Raw genomic sequence first — 16887 nt, 5'->3', positions numbered from 1 at the left:
CGTTCTTCTCCAACTACCGTCCGCAGTTCTACTTCCGCACGACCGACGTGACGGGTGTTGTGACGCTGCCGGAAGGCACGGAAATGGTCATGCCCGGCGACAACATCGCAGTCGATGTGACGCTGATTGTGCCGATCGCCATGGAAGAGAAGCTCCGCTTCGCTATCCGTGAAGGCGGCCGCACCGTTGGTGCAGGGATTGTTTCTTCGATTATCGAGTAAAATCGTCTTCTGACGATTGCGTACGGGAAGGGCGGTCCTTGGGGCCGCCCTTTCTGCATTTGAGTGCTGGGCGGATCTTCCGCACGCGATTCGACTCCGACGTATAGGGCTTGAACTTACGGCACCCCGTAGCCATTTGGATTACTCGCCCAAGCAACTGATTCATCAATTCACAGACCCGTAGCGTGGTTTGAGGGTTTTCAGGTGTTGCAAGAACTTCATTGGCAAACGAATTTTGCCGCAACTCACTGGAAGTCGTAATATTGCCCTTGAAATGGCGGCGCCTTTATGGAATGTACGCCGCCAATGCAGGGGAGTAGCTCAGTTGGTAGAGCGGCGGTCTCCAAAACCGTAGGTCGCAGGTTCGAACCCTGTCTCCCCTGCCAACGCATAATCTGCCGGGACACGATTGGATGGTGCCGCCGACAGATGTTTGGAAAAGAAGCGATCCGGGGACTTGCGTTTTTCCGGAATCGGTTCTATGTAACGTCAACAGACACGCGGTGCGTGGAGCTGAACGGTCAGCTTTACGGACCGCAATGGTGTGGACAGATGGTGTTGTAACAAGTTCAACACAGCATGTTTACAGCACAATGACACGCACGAGCGGTAAATGGCATCCAAAACGAATCCGATAACTTTTTTTCAGCAAGTGCGCGCTGAAACCGCAAAGGTCACATGGCCTTCGCGGCGCGAGACGCTCATTTCCACCGCTATGGTGATGGTAATGGCGGCTTTTGCTGCGGTCTTTTTTTTCGCGGCCGATCAGTTGATGGCATTCGGGATCGATCTCGTTCTCGGTCTTGGCCGTTAACGCAGGCTGAACAAAAATCGGGATTGGGAATAAGTAATGACCGCGCGCTGGTACATCGTTCACGCCTATTCGAATTTTGAAAAGAAGGTCGCTGAGTCGATCGAAGAAAAGGCGAGGCAGAAGGGTCTGTCGCATCTTTTCGAGAAGATCCTCGTGCCGACCGAGAAAGTGGTCGAGGTGCGTCGTGGCCGCAAGGTCGACGCCGAGCGCAAGTTCTTCCCGGGCTATGTCCTGGTTCGTGCCGATCTAACGGATGACGCATATCATCTGATCAAGAACACGCCGAAGGTGACCGGGTTCCTCGGTTCCGACAACAAGCCGATCGCGATCTCCGACAAGGAAGCCGAGCGCATCCTGACCCAGGTCCAGGAAGGCGTCGAGCGTCCGAAGGCTTCGATCTCGTTCGAGATCGGCGAAAGCGTTCGTGTCGCCGATGGTCCGTTCGCTTCGTTCAACGGCACCGTGCAGGAAGTCGACGAAGAGCGTTCGCGCCTCAAGGTGGAAGTTTCGATTTTCGGCCGCGCTACGCCGGTCGATCTCGAATTTGGTCAGGTCGAGAAGGTCTGATCATTGCGGCTCTAGGGTCGCGTGCCGCGCAAGCGGCGAACATGGTGGGAGGTGAGGCGATCTGGAGCCGGATCCCCGACCCGCACCACCAAACTGCAACCGCCGGTTTTCCGGCATAATGAAAAGGCAGAGAAGTTATGGCTAAGAAAGTAGCAGGCCAGCTCAAGCTGCAGGTTTCGGCAGGATCGGCAACGCCGTCCCCGCCGATCGGACCGGCACTTGGTCAGCGCGGCATCAACATCATGGAATTCTGCAAGGCGTTCAACGCGCAGACGCAGGAACTGGAAAAGGGCTCGCCCATTCCGGTCGTCATTACCTATTATCAGGACAAGTCCTTCACTTTTGTGATGAAGACGCCGCCGGTGTCTTACTTCCTGAAGAAGGCTGCAAACCTGAAGTCGGGCTCCAAGGAGCCAGGCAAGACGGTTGCCGGCAAGATCTCGCGCGACAAGGTCCGTGAAATCGCCGAAGCGAAGATGAAGGACCTGAACGCAGCGGACGTCGAAGCCGCAATGCGCATGGTCGAAGGTTCTGCCCGTTCGATGGGCCTGGAAGTGGTGGGCTAAGACGATGGCAAAACTTGCAAAGCGTGTAGCGAAGGTTCGCGAAGGCGTTGACCGCAACAAGCTCTATGACCTGACCTCGGCGATTGCCATGGTCAAGGAGCGTGCCGTTGCCAAGTTCGACGAGACGATCGAAGTCGCAATGAATCTCGGCGTTGATCCCCGCCATGCCGACCAGATGGTCCGCGGCGTCGTCAACCTGCCGAATGGCACGGGCCGTACGGTTCGCGTGGCTGTTTTCGCCCGCGGCGACAAGGCCGAAGAGGCCAAGAAGGCTGGTGCCGACATCGTTGGCGCCGAAGACCTGTTCGAGATCGTCAACGGCGGCAAGATCGATTTCGATCGCTGCATTGCGACCCCGGACATGATGCCGCTCGTCGGCCGTCTCGGTAAGGTTCTCGGCCCGCGCGGCATGATGCCGAACCCGAAGGTCGGTACGGTTACGGCTGACGTCACCGCTGCCGTCAAGGCTTCGAAGGGCGGCGCCGTAGAGTTCCGCGTCGAGAAGGCCGGTATCGTTCATGCGGGCGTTGGCAAGGCTTCGTTCGATGCCAAGGCACTCGAAGAGAACATCAAGGCGTTCGCCGATGCCGTCACCAAGGCAAAGCCGGCCGGCGCCAAGGGTGAGTACGTCAAGCGCGTCGCGATTTCGTCGACGATGGGCGCTGGCGTCAAGATCGATCCCGCAACGGTTCGCGTCGCGTAACCATTGCATCAATTCTCAAGCCCAAGCGTTTGAGATGAAAAGAATTCCAGGCCCTTCGGGGTCTGGATAACCGGATGAAAGTCCGGTTATCCTGTCCGAGATTGCGGGTGGTTCGCCTTAATTCGTATGAACCCGCATGAGACGTGGAACAACCAGGTTTGAGGGCGAAAGCCCGAAGAACAAGGTTCGAACCGTAGTTGCCTTTCGCTATTGCCGGTTTCGGCAAGCAAGGGGGACAGGATCCTCAGGTGTTGCGTGGATCCAGTTTTCTAACTGGCCCCTTGCAGCAAAAGGCAACCCGGCAGGGACGCAATCAAGCGTTTCTGCCAAATGGAGAGAGACAGTGGAAAAAGCGGAAAAGCGCGAATTCGTCGCGTGGCTGAACGGGGTCTTCAAGGACTCTGGCTCAGTTGTCGTGGCCCACTATACCGGTCTCACCGTAGCGCAGCTGGGCGATCTTCGCTCCAAGATGCGTGATGCTGGTGGCACCGTTAAAGTCGCGAAGAACCGCCTCGCCAAAATCGCTCTTCAGGGTACGGATTCGGAAGGCATCGCTGACCTGTTTACAGGCCAGACACTCGTTGCCTATTCCAACGATCCGATTACGGCACCAAAGATCGCCATCGAATTTGCCAAGGGTAACGAAAAGCTCGTCATCCTCGGTGGCTCGATGGGAGCAACGACTCTCGACCCGGAAGGTGTAAAGGCTCTGGCCGCACTTCCGTCACTCGACGAGTTGCGCGCAAAGCTGGTTGGCATGATCCAGACCCCGGCCACGCGCATTGCTCAGATCGTCAACGCACCGGCAGGTCAGCTTGCCCGCGTTTTCGGCGCCTATGCCCGGAAGGACGAAGCGGCATAAGGCCGTTCTCGCTGTCAATTATCGAACCTTGTAAAGGAATATCACAATGACTGATCTCGCAAAGATCGTAGAAGACCTGTCCAACCTGACCGTTCTCGAAGCTGCTGAACTTTCGAAGATTCTTGAAGAGAAGTGGGGCGTTTCCGCTGCTGCTCCGGTTGCTGTTGCTGCTGCCGCTGGCGGCGGTGCAGCTGCTGCCGCAGTTGAGGAAAAGACTGAATTCGACGTCGTTCTGACCGAAGCCGGCGCTAACAAGATCAACGTGATCAAGGAAGTCCGCGCAATCACCGGTCTCGGCCTCAAGGAAGCCAAGGACCTCGTTGAAGCAGCTCCGAAGCCGGTCAAGGAAGCCGCGACCAAGGACGAAGCTGACAAGATCAAGGCACAGCTCGAAGCTGCTGGCGCCAAGGTCGAACTCAAGTAAGTCTTGCGTTTTGGGCGGGCAGGGCAACCTGCCCGCCACTCCCGCGCTGCGGGTGATGCAGAATTCCCCTCCACGTTGGAGGGTCCGGTACTGAACCCTTTTCCTGACGGCAAGATTGATGCTTTCAGGAAACGGGTTTTGTCCCGTTCACGGGGCCGCAAATGCGGTTTTAAGAAACAGGCCAGTTTCTGGCATAAAGACGAGGAGCGACGATGGCTCAGACCCATTCTTTCAATGGTCGTAGGCGCGTACGCAAGTTTTTCGGTAAGATTCCGGAAGTCGCAGAGATGCCGAACCTCATCGAGGTTCAAAAAGCTTCCTACGATCAGTTTCTGATGGTGGAAGAGCCCAAGGGCGGGCGACTGGATGAAGGTCTGCAGGCTGTCTTCAAGTCTGTATTTCCGATTTCGGATTTCTCGGGCGCTTCCATGCTCGAATTCGTCAAGTACGAGTTCGAAGCTCCCAAGTTCGACGTGGATGAATGCCGGCAGCGCGATCTGACCTATGCAGCGCCGCTGAAGGTGACGCTGCGCCTCATCGTGTTCGATATCGACGAGGATACCGGCGCGAAGTCGATCAAGGACATCAAGGAACAGGACGTCTACATGGGCGATATGCCGCTCATGACGGACAACGGCACGTTCATTGTGAACGGCACCGAGCGCGTTATCGTATCGCAGATGCACCGTTCGCCCGGCGTGTTCTTCGATCACGACAAGGGCAAGACGCATTCGTCGGGCAAGCTTCTTTTCGCTGCCCGCGTCATTCCATACCGCGGTTCCTGGCTCGATATCGAGTTCGATGCCAAGGATGTCGTCTATGCGCGTATCGATCGCCGCCGCAAGATTCCGGTGACGTCGTTGCTCATGGCGCTTGGCATGGACTCGGAAGAGATTCTTTCGACCTTCTATAACTCCATCACGTTCAGCCGTGACGGAGAAGGCTGGCGCATTCCTTATTCGGTCGACCGCTTCAAGGGCTTCAAGGCCACCTCCGACGTGATCGACGCCGACACCGGCGAAGTTGTGCTCGAATCCGGCAAGAAGCTGACCGCACGCAGTGCCAAGCAGCTTGCCGAAAAGGGCCTCAAGTTCATCAAGGCCACCGAGGACGACCTGTTCGGCTCGTACCTTGCCGAGGACATCGTCAACTTCGAGACCGGTGAGGTTTACCTCGAGGCCGGCGACGAACTTGACGAGAAGACCCTCAAGGTATTGCTCGATACCGGCACGGAAGAAATCAACGTTCTTGATATCGACCATGTCAATATCGGACCGTATATCCGCAACACGCTGGCCGTGGACAAGAACGAAAGCCGCCAGGATGCGCTGTTCGACATCTACCGCGTGATGCGTCCGGGTGAGCCGCCAACGATCGACTCGGCGGAAGCCATGTTCAAGTCGCTGTTCTTCGACAGCGAGCGCTATGATCTGTCGGCTGTCGGCCGCGTGAAGATGAACATGCGCCTCGACCTCAATGCGGAAGACACTGTTCGTGTCCTGCGCAAGGAAGACATCCTTGCCGTGGTCAAGATGCTTGTCGACCTGCGCGATGGCCGCGGTGAAATCGACGACATCGACAATCTCGGCAACCGCCGTGTCCGTTCGGTCGGCGAATTGATGGAGAATCAGTACCGTGTTGGCTTGCTTCGCATGGAGCGCGCCATCAAGGAACGCATGTCCTCGATCGAAATCGACACCGTGATGCCGCAGGATCTAATCAACGCGAAGCCGGCTGCCGCAGCCGTTCGCGAGTTCTTCGGTTCCTCGCAGCTATCGCAGTTCATGGATCAGACCAACCCCTTGTCCGAGATCACGCACAAGCGTCGTCTTTCGGCACTTGGACCGGGCGGTCTGACCCGCGAGCGCGCCGGCTTCGAAGTTCGCGACGTTCATCCGACGCATTATGGCCGTATCTGCCCGATCGAAACGCCGGAAGGCCCGAATATCGGTTTGATCAACTCGCTCGCGACCTTCGCCCGCGTCAACAAGTACGGCTTCATCGAGAGCCCCTACCGCAAGATCGTTGACGGCAAGGTCACGGACGAAGTCGTCTATCTGTCGGCCATGGAAGAAGCCAAGTATCACGTGGCCCAGGCCAATGTGGAACTGGACGCCACCGGCGGGTTCACCGACGAATTCGTCGTCTGCCGCCATGCCGGTGAAGTTCTGATGGCGCCGCGTGAAAACGTGGACCTGATGGACGTTTCGCCCAAGCAGCTCGTTTCGGTCGCCGCGGCGCTCATTCCGTTCCTTGAGAACGATGACGCCAACCGCGCCCTGATGGGTTCGAACATGCAGCGTCAGGCCGTTCCTCTGGTTCGCGCCGAGGCTCCGTTCGTCGGCACGGGCATGGAACCGATCGTTGCCCGCGACTCGGGCGCCGCTATCGGTGCACGCCGTACCGGTATCGTCGACCAGGTAGATGCGACCCGTATCGTTATCCGTGCGACGGAAGATCTCGTGCCCGGCAAGTCGGGCGTCGATATCTATCGCCTGATGAAGTTCCAGCGCTCGAACCAGAACACCTGTATCAACCAGCGTCCGCTGGTGCGTGTGGGTGACCGGATCGAGAAGGGCGACATCATCGCTGACGGTCCTTCGACCGATCTCGGCGATCTGGCGCTCGGCCGCAACGTGCTCGTCGCGTTCATGCCCTGGAACGGCTACAACTACGAAGACTCGATCCTCCTTTCCGAGAAGATCGTTTCGGACGACGTCTTCACCTCGATCCATATCGAGGAGTTCGAAGTCATGGCCCGCGACACGAAGCTCGGACCTGAGGAAATCACACGCGACATTCCGAACGTTTCGGAAGAAGCGCTGAAGAACCTCGACGAAGCCGGCATCGTCTATATCGGCGCCGAAGTTCAACCGGGCGATATTCTTGTCGGCAAGATCACGCCGAAGGGCGAAAGCCCGATGACGCCGGAAGAAAAGCTTCTGCGCGCCATCTTCGGTGAAAAGGCTTCGGACGTCCGCGATACCTCGATGCGCATGCCGCCCGGGACCTACGGTACCGTTGTGGAAGTTCGCGTCTTCAATCGCCACGGCGTTGAGAAGGACGAACGCGCCATGGCAATCGAGCGCGAGGAAATCGAGCGTCTCGCCAAGGACCGTGACGACGAGCAGGCAATTCTCGACCGCAACGTCTATGGCCGCCTGGTCGATGTTCTCAACGGCAAGGTTGCCGTTGCCGGACCGAAGGCGTTCAAGAAGGGCACGACCGTTACCCAGGCAGTCATGGGTGAATACCCGCGCTCCCAGTGGTGGCAGTTTGCCGTCGAGGACGAGAAGGTACAGGGCGAAATCGAAGCTTTGCGCAACCAGTACGACGATTCCAAGAAGCTGCTCGAGCAGCGCTTCATGGACAAGGTCGAGAAGGTCCAGCGCGGCGACGAGATGCCTCCGGGCGTCATGAAGATGGTCAAGGTCTTCGTTGCTGTGAAGCGCAAGATCCAGCCAGGCGACAAGATGGCCGGCCGTCACGGCAACAAGGGCGTTGTTTCGCGTATCGCCGCTGTTGAGGATATGCCGTTCCTTGAAGACGGAACGCATGTCGACATCGTGCTCAATCCGCTTGGCGTGCCAAGCCGCATGAATGTCGGTCAGATCCTCGAGACGCATCTCGGCTGGGCCTGCGCCGGCATGGGCAAGAAGATCGGCGAGCTGATCGAAGCCTACAAGGCACAGGGCGACATTGCGCCGCTCCGGACCACGATCGAATCGATCATTCCGGACAACGACCGCAATGAGCCGGTTCGCAACTATGACGACGAGAGCATCGTTCGTCTCGGCGAGCAGATGAAGCGCGGTGTATCGATTGCAACGCCGGTCTTCGACGGTGCGCATGAACCGGACATCAATGTGATGCTGGAACAGGCGGGCCTGAAGTCCTCGGGTCAGTCGACGCTCTATGACGGACGTACGGGTGAAACGTTCGATCGCCAGGTAACAGTCGGCTACATCTATATGCTGAAGCTGCACCACCTGGTCGACGACAAGATCCACGCCCGTTCGATCGGACCTTACTCGCTCGTCACGCAGCAGCCGCTGGGTGGCAAGGCGCAGTTCGGTGGCCAGCGCTTCGGTGAAATGGAGGTCTGGGCCCTTGAAGCATACGGTGCGGCATACACGCTGCAGGAAATGCTGACGGTCAAGTCCGACGACGTCGCCGGTCGTACCAAGGTCTACGAGGCGATCGTCCGCGGCGACGATACGTTCGAGGCCGGCATTCCGGAGAGCTTCAACGTTCTCGTCAAGGAAATGCGTTCGCTCGGCCTCAATGTCGAACTGGACGATACACGACAGCAGGAACAACAGCAGGCGCTTCCAGACGCTGCTGAATAAGAAGGGAAGGGTGCGCAGTTTCGCTGCGCACCCGACCAGTATGTTCGAGCCGCTGCAGAAGCGGCATTTGATCCAGATGGACCCGCGGCGGCGGCTATCCATCGCAAGTAGAGGGCAGGCTTTGCCCCATGGAGAAACGGCATGAACCAAGAGGTCATGAATCTTTTCAATCCTCAGGTGCCTGTGCAGGCATTCGATTCCATCCGGATATCGATCGCCAGCCCTGAGAAGATTCTGTCCTGGTCATACGGTGAGATCAAGAAGCCGGAGACGATCAACTACCGCACCTTCAAGCCGGAGCGGGATGGTCTCTTCTGCGCGCGGATCTTCGGGCCGATCAAGGACTATGAATGCTTGTGCGGCAAGTACAAGCGTATGAAATACAAGGGCATCATCTGCGAAAAGTGCGGCGTCGAAGTCACGCTGTCGCGCGTTCGACGTGAGCGCATGGGCCATATCGAACTCGCGGCTCCGGTTGCGCATATCTGGTTCTTGAAGTCGCTTCCGAGCCGTATCGGCACGTTGCTCGACATGACCCTCAAGGGCATCGAGCGCGTTCTCTATTTCGAGAACTACATCGTGACCGAGCCGGGCCTGACAGCTCTCAAGGAACACCAGCTTCTCTCTGAAGAAGAGTACATGATCGCCGTCGACGAATATGGTGAGGACGCCTTCACGGCGCTCATCGGCGCCGAAGCAATTCATGAACTTCTGGCTTCGATGGATCTCGAAAAGATCGCCGGCGACCTGCGGGCGGAACTTGCCGAGACGACCTCGGATCTGAAGCAGAAGAAGCTGATGAAGCGTCTGAAGATCGTCGAGAACTTCCTGGAATCGGGCAACCGTCCGGAATGGATGATCATGAAGATCGTGCCGGTCATTCCGCCGGATCTGCGCCCGCTCGTGCCGCTCGACGGCGGCCGTTTCGCGACGTCCGATCTCAACGATCTGTATCGCCGCGTCATCAACCGCAACAACCGCCTTAAGCGCCTGATCGAACTGCGCGCGCCCGGCATCATCATCCGCAACGAGAAGCGCATGCTTCAGGAGTCGGTTGATGCTCTGTTCGACAACGGCCGTCGCGGCCGCGTCATCACCGGCGCCAACAAGCGTCCGCTGAAGTCGCTGTCCGACATGCTTAAGGGCAAGCAGGGCCGCTTCCGTCAGAACCTGCTCGGCAAGCGCGTCGACTATTCCGGCCGTTCGGTTATCGTGACCGGTCCGGAGTTGAAGCTCCACCAGTGCGGCCTGCCGAAGAAGATGGCGCTCGAACTGTTCAAGCCGTTCATCTACGCCCGTCTCGACGCCAAGGGTTACTCCTCGACCGTCAAGCAGGCGAAGAAGCTCGTTGAAAAGGAAAAGCCGGAAGTCTGGGATATTCTCGACGAGGTCATCCGCGAGCACCCGGTTCTCCTGAACCGCGCGCCGACGCTGCACCGTCTTGGCATCCAGGCCTTCGAGCCCACCCTGATCGAAGGCAAGGCCATTCAGCTGCATCCGCTCGTCTGTACCGCTTTCAACGCGGACTTTGACGGCGACCAGATGGCTGTTCACGTGCCGCTTTCGCTGGAAGCCCAGCTCGAAGCACGCGTCCTGATGATGTCGACGAACAACATCCTGCACCCCGCCAACGGTCTGCCGGTTATCGTTCCATCGCAGGACATGGTTCTCGGTCTCTATTACCTGTCGATCGTCGCGGCCAAGGAGCCGGGCGAGGGCATGGCGTTCGCCGATATGGGCGAGCTTCATCACGCCATCGGCAGCGGTGCGGTTACCCTGCACACCAAGATCAAGGGCCGCTTCAAGAGCATCGATGCGGACGGCAAGCCGACCTCGAAGATCTATGAGACCACGCCTGGCCGCATGATCATCGGCGAACTGCTGCCGAAGCACCACAACGTGCCTTTCGACATCTGCAACCAGGAAATGACCAAGAAGAACATCTCCAAGATGATCGACACGGTCTATCGCCATTGCGGTCAGAAAGAGACGGTCATTTTCTGCGATCGCATCATGCAGCTCGGCTTCGCCCATGCCTGCCGCGCCGGCATTTCGTTCGGCAAGGACGACATGGTCATTCCGGAAACCAAGGCGAAGCTCGTTGCCGAGACCGAAGCTTTGGCGACGGAATACGAGCAGCAGTACAATGACGGCCTGATCACTCAGGGCGAGAAGTACAACAAGGTTGTCGACGCTTGGGGCAAGTGCACCGAGAAGGTCGCCGACGAAATGATGGCACGCATCAAGGCCGTCGAGTTCGATCCTGTTACTGGCCGCCAGAAGCAGATGAACTCGATCTACATGATGTCGCACTCGGGTGCTCGTGGTTCGCCGAACCAGATGCGTCAGCTTGGCGGTATGCGCGGCCTGATGGCCAAGCCCTCGGGCGAGATCATCGAGACGCCGATCATTTCGAACTTCAAGGAAGGTCTGACCGTTAACGAGTACTTCAACTCGACCCACGGCGCCCGTAAGGGTCTCGCCGACACCGCCTTGAAGACGGCCAACTCCGGTTATCTGACACGCCGTCTTGTTGACGTCGCGCAGGATTGCATCGTCATCTCGACCGATTGCGGTACGACCACCGGTCTTACCATGCAGCCGATCGTCGATGCCGGTCAGGTCGTTGCGACCCTCGGCCAGCGTGTCCTCGGCCGTACGGCGCTCGAAGATATCGTGCATCCGGTCTCCAGCGACGTTCTCGTCGCCGGCGGCAAGATCATCGACGAGTTCGATGTCGACGCGATCGAAAAGGCTGGCGTTCAGTCGATTCGTATCCGATCGGCGCTGACCTGCGAGACGCGCGGCGGTATCTGCGCCAAGTGCTATGGCCGCGATCTGGCCCGTGGTACGCCGGTCAACCAGGGTGAAGCTGTCGGCGTTATCGCCGCACAGTCGATCGGTGAGCCGGGCACGCAGCTGACGATGCGCACGTTCCACCTTGGTGGTACGGCACAGGTTGTCGATCAGTCGTTCCTCGAAGCAAGCTACGAGGGTACGGTCCAGATCCGCAACCGCAACGTGGTGCGCAACTCGGACGGCCATCTGGTGGTCATGGGCCGCAACATGGCTGTCGTCATCCTCGATGCCAACGGCAAGGAACGCGCCACGCACCGCGTCACCTACGGTTCGCGCATCTATGTCGATGATGGTGACAACGTGAAGCGCGGCCAGCGCATTGCCGAGTGGGATCCATACACCCGTCCGGTCATGACGGAAGTCGAAGGTCATGTCGAATTCGAAGACATGGTCGACGGTCTCTCGGTCGCGGAAACGACGGACGAGTCGACGGGCATCACCAAGCGCGTCGTCATCGACTGGCGTTCGACCCCGCGCGGCTCTGATCTGAAGCCTGCGATCGTCGTCAAGGACAAGGCCGGCAAGGTGATGAAACTGGCAAAGGGCGGCGATGCACGCTTCCAGCTGTCGGTCGAGTCGATCCTTTCGGTCGAGCCGGGTTCGCATGTGAAGGCGGGTGACGTTCTTGCCCGTATTCCGATGGAAAGCGCCAAGACCAAGGACATCACCGGTGGTCTGCCGCGCGTTGCGGAACTGTTCGAGGCACGTCGTCCGAAGGACCATGCGATCATCGCCGAGATCGATGGTACGGTTCGTTTCGGCCGTGACTACAAGAACAAGCGCCGCATCGTCATCGAACCGAACGACGAGACGCTCGAGCCTGTCGAGTATCTGATCCCCAAGGGCAAGCCGTTCCATCTTCAGGACGGTGACGCTATCGAAAAGGGCGATTACATCCTCGACGGCAATCCGGCGCCGCACGACATCCTGGCGATCAAGGGCGTGGAAGCACTTGCTTCCTACCTCGTCAACGAAATCCAGGAAGTTTACCGGTTGCAGGGCGTTCTGATCAACGACAAGCACATCGAAGTGATTGTCCGTCAGATGCTGCAGAAGGTCGAGATCACCGAATCCGGCGATACCGGCTTTATCCCCGGCGATCATGTCGATCGTATCGAGCTCGACGAGATCAACGAGCGTCTTGAGGAAGATGGCAAGAAGCCCGGCTACGGTGTACCGGTTCTTCTCGGCATCACCAAGGCCTCGCTGCAGACCCCGTCGTTCATCTCGGCGGCATCCTTCCAGGAAACGACCCGCGTCCTCACGGAAGCGGCCGTTGCCGGCAAGATGGATGCTCTGCAGGGCCTGAAGGAAAACGTCATTGTTGGACGTCTGATCCCGGCAGGTACCGGCGGCACGGTCAAGCAGATCCGCCGCATTGCCGTGGCTCGCGACGAGCTTATCATCGACGAGCGCCGCAAGGAGTCCGGTGCAACGGCTGCCAAGGCAAGCCCGATGCTCGCGGACATGACGGACCAGTCCGCGGCCGAATAAGGGCTGGTTGGAAACAAATGAAGAGGCCGCCGCGAGCTGATCGCGGCGGCCTTGTCGATTCCAGCACGTTGATCCGGTTTCTATTCGTTGAACTCAATGAGTGCCGCCTGGCCAGTAAGCGCATTCTGCCAGGCAGAGCGGTGCGGTTCCTCATCCGGCTCTTCGGTGATCGTGCCGATTTCGAGAAGCTCGGCTTCGTCATAGCCTTCGTTGGCTAGAATCTGCAGAGCGATGTTCACCAGATTTTCGGTGTCGTCGGTCATGAGCAGCAGATGGACCTGCCTCGGGTCCTCGTCCTTCTCTTTCCAGACGTCGGCGACGATGAGATTGACCGGTTTTGGTGAGTCTTCAGGCATTCGATGATTCCCTTGGCAAACAATGCTGATGATGGATTTGAACGTGTCCTAGCACGAACGGTTGCGACGTCGTCGTGGAATACGTGAAATTTTGCTTGAAATAATGCCTGTTCGGCGAAACTATCTTTCAATGGGCCGGTGCTGCGCCGCTAAAGCGCGCAAACCTTAATAAATCTTGGCGTTCAGGCTTGACTGTAACGCAATGACCAAGTATCAGCACGCCATCTGAGCCGATGTGAGATTGGCTTTTTCGGAGCGACTCGCTCTGGAGTTCATCTCAAACAGGGTTCGTTTTACGATCGATATGCAATTGCCGCTCGCACGAGGCCTTATGGTCTCCTCTGCTTTTATTCGGGCAAGCCACCAACCGGTGGTTCTGTTGCCCGAATTCGTGCATGAGCATGGCGCTGAAACGGCCCTGACGGGCGAAGATACGAGATTTGTGAAAGAGGGAAGGTTGAATGCCTACCGTAAACCAGCTGATCCGCAAGCCGCGCGTTGCGCCGGTAAAGCGCAATAAAGTCCCTGCTCTGCAGGAAAACCCGCAGAAGCGCGGCGTTTGCACTCGCGTCTACACGACGACCCCGAAGAAGCCGAACTCGGCTCTGCGTAAGGTCGCCAAGGTGCGTCTGACGAACGGATTTGAAGTCATCGGATATATTCCGGGTGAGGGGCATAACCTTCAGGAACACTCCGTCGTGATGATCCGCGGCGGTCGTGTAAAGGACTTGCCGGGTGTTCGTTACCACATCATCCGTGGTGTTCTGGATACCCAGGGCGTTAAGAACCGCAAGCAGCGCCGTTCGAAGTACGGTGCGAAGCGTCCGAAGTAAGATTTACCCGGGCTCAAGCCATGTGTGGCGAGCCTGACGAAGCGAAGAGACAGAGAATATGTCCAGACGCCATAGTGCAGAAAAGCGTGAGATCAATCCGGATCCGAAGTTCGGTGATCTCGTTCTGACCAAGTTCATGAATGCAGTCATGCTTCATGGCAAGAAGTCCGTTGCGGAGCGCATCGTTTACGGTGCGCTTGAGTCCGTCGAAACCAAGAGCAAGCAGGAGCCGGTTGCCCTGTTCCATCAGGCTCTCGACAATGTTGCGCCGCACGTCGAAGTGCGCTCGCGCCGCGTTGGTGGTGCAACGTACCAGGTTCCGGTCGACGTTCGTCCCGAGCGCCGTCAGGCTCTTGCCATCCGTTGGCTCATCAATGCAGCCCGTGGCCGCAACGAGTCGACCATGGTCGATCGCCTGTCCGGTGAACTGCTGGATGCTGCAAACAACCGCGGCTCGGCTGTGAAGAAGCGTGAAGACACGCATCGCATGGCAGAAGCCAACCGCGCATTCTCGCATTACCGCTGGTAATCGTCGAAACCCTATTCTTGAAGGCAACCTATCATGGCCCGCGAATATAAAATCGAAGACTACCGTAATTTCGGTATCATGGCGCACATCGACGCCGGCAAGACCACGACCACCGAGCGTATCCTTTACTACACCGGTAAGTCGCACAAGATCGGTGAAGTCCACGATGGCGCCGCAACCATGGACTGGATGGAGCAGGAGCAGGAGCGTGGCATCACGATCACCTCTGCCGCGACCACCACGTTCTGGAAGGGCCGTGACGGCAAGATGCGCCGTTTCAACATCATCGACACGCCTGGCCACGTCGACTTCACGATTGAAGTCGAACGCTCGCTGCGCGTTCTCGACGGTGCGATTGCTCTCCTCGACGCCAATGCCGGTGTCGAGCCGCAGACTGAAACCGTCTGGCGTCAGGCTGAGAAGTATCATGTCCCGCGCATGATCTTCGTCAACAAGATGGACAAGACCGGCGCCGATTTCTATCGCTGCGTCGACATGGTCAAGAGCCGTCTTGGTGCAAAGGCGCTCGTCATGCAGCTGCCGATCGGTGCCGAGAACGAGTTCAAGGGCGTTATCGACCTCATCGAGATGAAGGCTCTAGTCTGGCGCGACGAACAGCTCGGCGCCCAGTGGGACGTCGTCGAGATTCCGGCCGACCTGAAGGACAAGGCTGAAGAATTCCGTGAGAAGCTCATCGAGACCGCTGTTGAGGTCGAGGAAGCTGCCATGGAGGCCTATCTCGAAGGCAACATGCCTGACAATGACAAGCTGCGCGCGCTCATCCGCGTCGGCACCTGCCGCGTCGAATTCCACCCGGTATTCTGCGGCTCGGCCTTCAAGAACAAGGGCGTTCAGCCGCTGCTCGATGGTGTCGTAGAATTCTTGCCTTCGCCGGTCGACGTTCCTCCGATCAAGGGTATCGATCCCAAGACCGATGCGGAAACCGTTCGCAAGTCTTCTGACGAAGAGCCGCTGTCGATGCTCGCATTCAAGATCATGAACGACCCGTTCGTCGGCTCGCTCACGTTCTGCCGCATCTACTCGGGCAAGCTTACCAAGGGTATCTCGCTCGACAACACTGTGAAGCTCAAGCGTGAACGCATCGGCCGCATGCTGCAGATGCACTCCAATTCGCGTGAAGACATCGAAGAAGCATTTGCCGGCGACATCGTTGCCCTGGCAGGCCTCAAGGAAACGACGACGGGCGACACGCTCTGCGATCCGCTGAAGCCAGTCATTCTGGAACGCATGGTGTTTCCGGAACCGGTTATCTCGATCGCGATCGAGCCGAAGACCAAGGCCGACCAGGAAAAGATGGGCCTCGCGCTTAATCGCCTTGCTGCTGAAGATCCTTCATTCCGCGTCAAGTCGGACGAAGAATCCGGTCAGACGATCATTTCCGGCATGGGCGAGCTTCATCTCGACATTCTCGTTGACCGTATGCGTCGTGAGTTCAAGGTCGAGGCGAATGTCGGCAATCCGCAGGTTGCCTATCGTGAATCGATCACCCGCAAGGCTGAAATCGACTACACGCACAAGAAGCAGTCCGGTGGTTCGGGTCAGTTCGCCCGCATCAAGGTCGTCTTCGAGCCGCATGATGGCGACGAGTTCATCTTCGAATCGAAGATCGTCGGCGGTGCGATCCCGAAGGAATACATCCCTGGTGTTGAAAAGGGTATCCTGAGCGTTATGGGTGCGGGTCCGCTCGCAGGCTTCCCGATGCTCGGCGTGAAAGCCACGCTGATCGACGGTGCCTACCATGATGTGGACTCCTCGGTTCTCGCCTTCGAAATCGCAGCCCGCGCTGCATTCCGCGAAGGTGCGCAGAAGGCTGGTGCCCAGCTGCTCGAACCGATCATGAAGGTCGAGGTCGTAACTCCTGAAGATTATGTCGGTGACGTGATTGGCGATCTGAACTCACGTCGTGGTCAGATTTCGGGTACGGAAGCTCGTGGTATCGCGACCGTCGTCAATGCAAACGTGCCGCTGGCCAACATGTTTGGCTATGTGAGCAACCTGCGTTCGATGAGCCAGGGTCGTGCGCAGTACACGATGCAGTTCGATCACTACGAGCCTGTTCCGACGGCAGTCGCGCAGGAAATCCAGAAGAAGTTTGCGTAACCATAAGGTTGCGCGTGACAGTTGAGAAGCCTGAGCAGGCGAACATATAACGGAGAGCTCAGATGGCTAAGAGCAAGTTTGAACGTAACAAGCCGCACGTCAACATTGGCACGATTGGTCACGTTGACCATGGCAAGACGTCGTTGACGGCAGCGATTACGAAGTATTTTGGTGAGTACAAGGCGTACG

General features: G+C 57.9%; 13 protein-coding genes, 1 tRNA gene and 1 pseudogene. 14 read left to right on the top strand and 1 reads right to left on the bottom strand.

The window, feature by feature from the left end; translation table 11 throughout:
* From tuf to rpoC, 10 genes and pseudogenes are all read left to right on the top strand, one after another.
* Positions 1 to 221 (top strand): annotated as a pseudogene (tuf, locus tag GF108_RS22095) (elongation factor Tu); the annotation flags it as partial.
* A 310-nt stretch (positions 222 to 531) separates the two neighbouring features.
* A tRNA-Trp gene (locus GF108_RS22090) sits at positions 532 to 607 on the top strand.
* A 227-nt stretch (positions 608 to 834) separates the two neighbouring features.
* Positions 835 to 1035 (top strand): preprotein translocase subunit SecE, encoded by a 201-nt coding sequence (gene secE, locus GF108_RS22085; protein WP_027229727.1) that lies wholly within the window; start codon positions 835 to 837, stop codon positions 1033 to 1035.
* Between the two features lie 36 nt (positions 1036 to 1071).
* Positions 1072 to 1602, top strand: coding sequence for a transcription termination/antitermination protein NusG (nusG, locus tag GF108_RS22080; protein WP_027229726.1), 531 nt, complete (start codon positions 1072 to 1074; stop codon positions 1600 to 1602).
* A 137-nt stretch (positions 1603 to 1739) separates the two neighbouring features.
* A complete protein-coding gene (rplK, locus tag GF108_RS22075; RefSeq protein ID WP_027229725.1) occupies positions 1740 to 2168 on the top strand; it encodes a 50S ribosomal protein L11 in 429 nt (142 codons plus the stop codon).
* Between the two features lie 4 nt (positions 2169 to 2172).
* A complete protein-coding gene (gene rplA / locus GF108_RS22070; RefSeq protein WP_091925812.1) occupies positions 2173 to 2871 on the top strand; it encodes a 50S ribosomal protein L1 in 699 nt (232 codons plus the stop codon).
* 343 nt (positions 2872 to 3214) lie between these two features.
* Positions 3215 to 3733, top strand: a complete 519-nt coding sequence (rplJ, locus tag GF108_RS22065) for a 50S ribosomal protein L10 (protein WP_027229723.1) — start codon at positions 3215 to 3217, stop codon at positions 3731 to 3733.
* A 46-nt stretch (positions 3734 to 3779) separates the two neighbouring features.
* Positions 3780 to 4157: a 50S ribosomal protein L7/L12 gene (gene rplL, locus GF108_RS22060; RefSeq protein WP_153670475.1), complete on the top strand. Its 378-nt coding sequence runs from the start codon at positions 3780 to 3782 to the stop codon at positions 4155 to 4157.
* A 212-nt stretch (positions 4158 to 4369) separates the two neighbouring features.
* Positions 4370 to 8506 carry a DNA-directed RNA polymerase subunit beta gene (gene rpoB, locus GF108_RS22055; protein WP_027229721.1) on the top strand — a complete coding sequence of 1379 codons (4137 nt, stop codon included), beginning with the start codon at positions 4370 to 4372 and terminating at the stop codon, positions 8504 to 8506.
* A 141-nt stretch (positions 8507 to 8647) separates the two neighbouring features.
* Positions 8648 to 12859 carry a DNA-directed RNA polymerase subunit beta' gene (gene rpoC / locus GF108_RS22050; RefSeq protein WP_027229720.1) on the top strand — a complete coding sequence of 1404 codons (4212 nt, stop codon included), beginning with the start codon at positions 8648 to 8650 and terminating at the stop codon, positions 12857 to 12859.
* Between the two features lie 80 nt (positions 12860 to 12939).
* Here the strand turns inward: rpoC and GF108_RS22045 are convergent, their stop codons facing one another.
* The gene (locus tag GF108_RS22045; protein WP_153670474.1) at positions 12940 to 13215 is read right to left on the bottom strand and encodes a hypothetical protein; all 276 of its coding nucleotides are present in this window, start codon (positions 13213 to 13215) and stop codon (positions 12940 to 12942) included.
* 461 nt (positions 13216 to 13676) lie between these two features.
* On the opposite strand from GF108_RS22045, the gene rpsL reads away from it, so the two are divergent.
* The 4 genes from rpsL to GF108_RS22025 form a co-directional block, all read left to right on the top strand.
* Positions 13677 to 14048 carry a 30S ribosomal protein S12 gene (gene rpsL, locus GF108_RS22040; protein WP_027229718.1) on the top strand — a complete coding sequence of 124 codons (372 nt, stop codon included), beginning with the start codon at positions 13677 to 13679 and terminating at the stop codon, positions 14046 to 14048.
* Between the two features lie 58 nt (positions 14049 to 14106).
* Entirely contained in the window at positions 14107 to 14577 is a 471-nt protein-coding gene (gene rpsG / locus GF108_RS22035) for a 30S ribosomal protein S7 (protein ID WP_027229717.1), read from the top strand.
* A 33-nt stretch (positions 14578 to 14610) separates the two neighbouring features.
* Positions 14611 to 16698 carry an elongation factor G gene (gene fusA, locus GF108_RS22030; protein WP_153670473.1) on the top strand — a complete coding sequence of 696 codons (2088 nt, stop codon included), beginning with the start codon at positions 14611 to 14613 and terminating at the stop codon, positions 16696 to 16698.
* Positions 16699 to 16760: 62 nt separating this feature from the next.
* Positions 16761 to 16887, top strand: a 127-nt coding sequence (locus GF108_RS22025) for a GTP-binding protein (RefSeq protein ID WP_244910400.1), incomplete at its 3' end; no start/stop codon positions are given.

The organism is Phyllobacterium sp. SYP-B3895 (genome assembly GCF_009647635.1).
Lineage (GTDB): Bacteria > Pseudomonadota > Alphaproteobacteria > Rhizobiales > Rhizobiaceae > Phyllobacterium > Phyllobacterium pellucidum.
Note: the sequence above shows the minus strand (reverse complement) of the source record. Positions and strands in the feature narration are given on the sequence as shown.

Coding starts and splice junctions, on each gene's coding strand:
- secE (WP_027229727.1), top strand. CDS start 835: ATGGCATCCAAAACGAATCCGATAACTTTTTTTCAGCAAGTGCGCGCT.
- nusG (WP_027229726.1), top strand. CDS start 1,072: ATGACCGCGCGCTGGTACATCGTTCACGCCTATTCGAATTTTGAAAAG.
- rplK (WP_027229725.1), top strand. CDS start 1,740: ATGGCTAAGAAAGTAGCAGGCCAGCTCAAGCTGCAGGTTTCGGCAGGA.
- rplA (WP_091925812.1), top strand. CDS start 2,173: ATGGCAAAACTTGCAAAGCGTGTAGCGAAGGTTCGCGAAGGCGTTGAC.
- rplL (WP_153670475.1), top strand. CDS start 3,780: ATGACTGATCTCGCAAAGATCGTAGAAGACCTGTCCAACCTGACCGTT.
- rpoB (WP_027229721.1), top strand. CDS start 4,370: ATGGCTCAGACCCATTCTTTCAATGGTCGTAGGCGCGTACGCAAGTTT.
- rpoC (WP_027229720.1), top strand. CDS start 8,648: ATGAACCAAGAGGTCATGAATCTTTTCAATCCTCAGGTGCCTGTGCAG.
- GF108_RS22045 (WP_153670474.1), bottom strand. CDS start 13,215: ATGCCTGAAGACTCACCAAAACCGGTCAATCTCATCGTCGCCGACGTC.
- rpsL (WP_027229718.1), top strand. CDS start 13,677: ATGCCTACCGTAAACCAGCTGATCCGCAAGCCGCGCGTTGCGCCGGTA.
- rpsG (WP_027229717.1), top strand. CDS start 14,107: ATGTCCAGACGCCATAGTGCAGAAAAGCGTGAGATCAATCCGGATCCG.
- fusA (WP_153670473.1), top strand. CDS start 14,611: ATGGCCCGCGAATATAAAATCGAAGACTACCGTAATTTCGGTATCATG.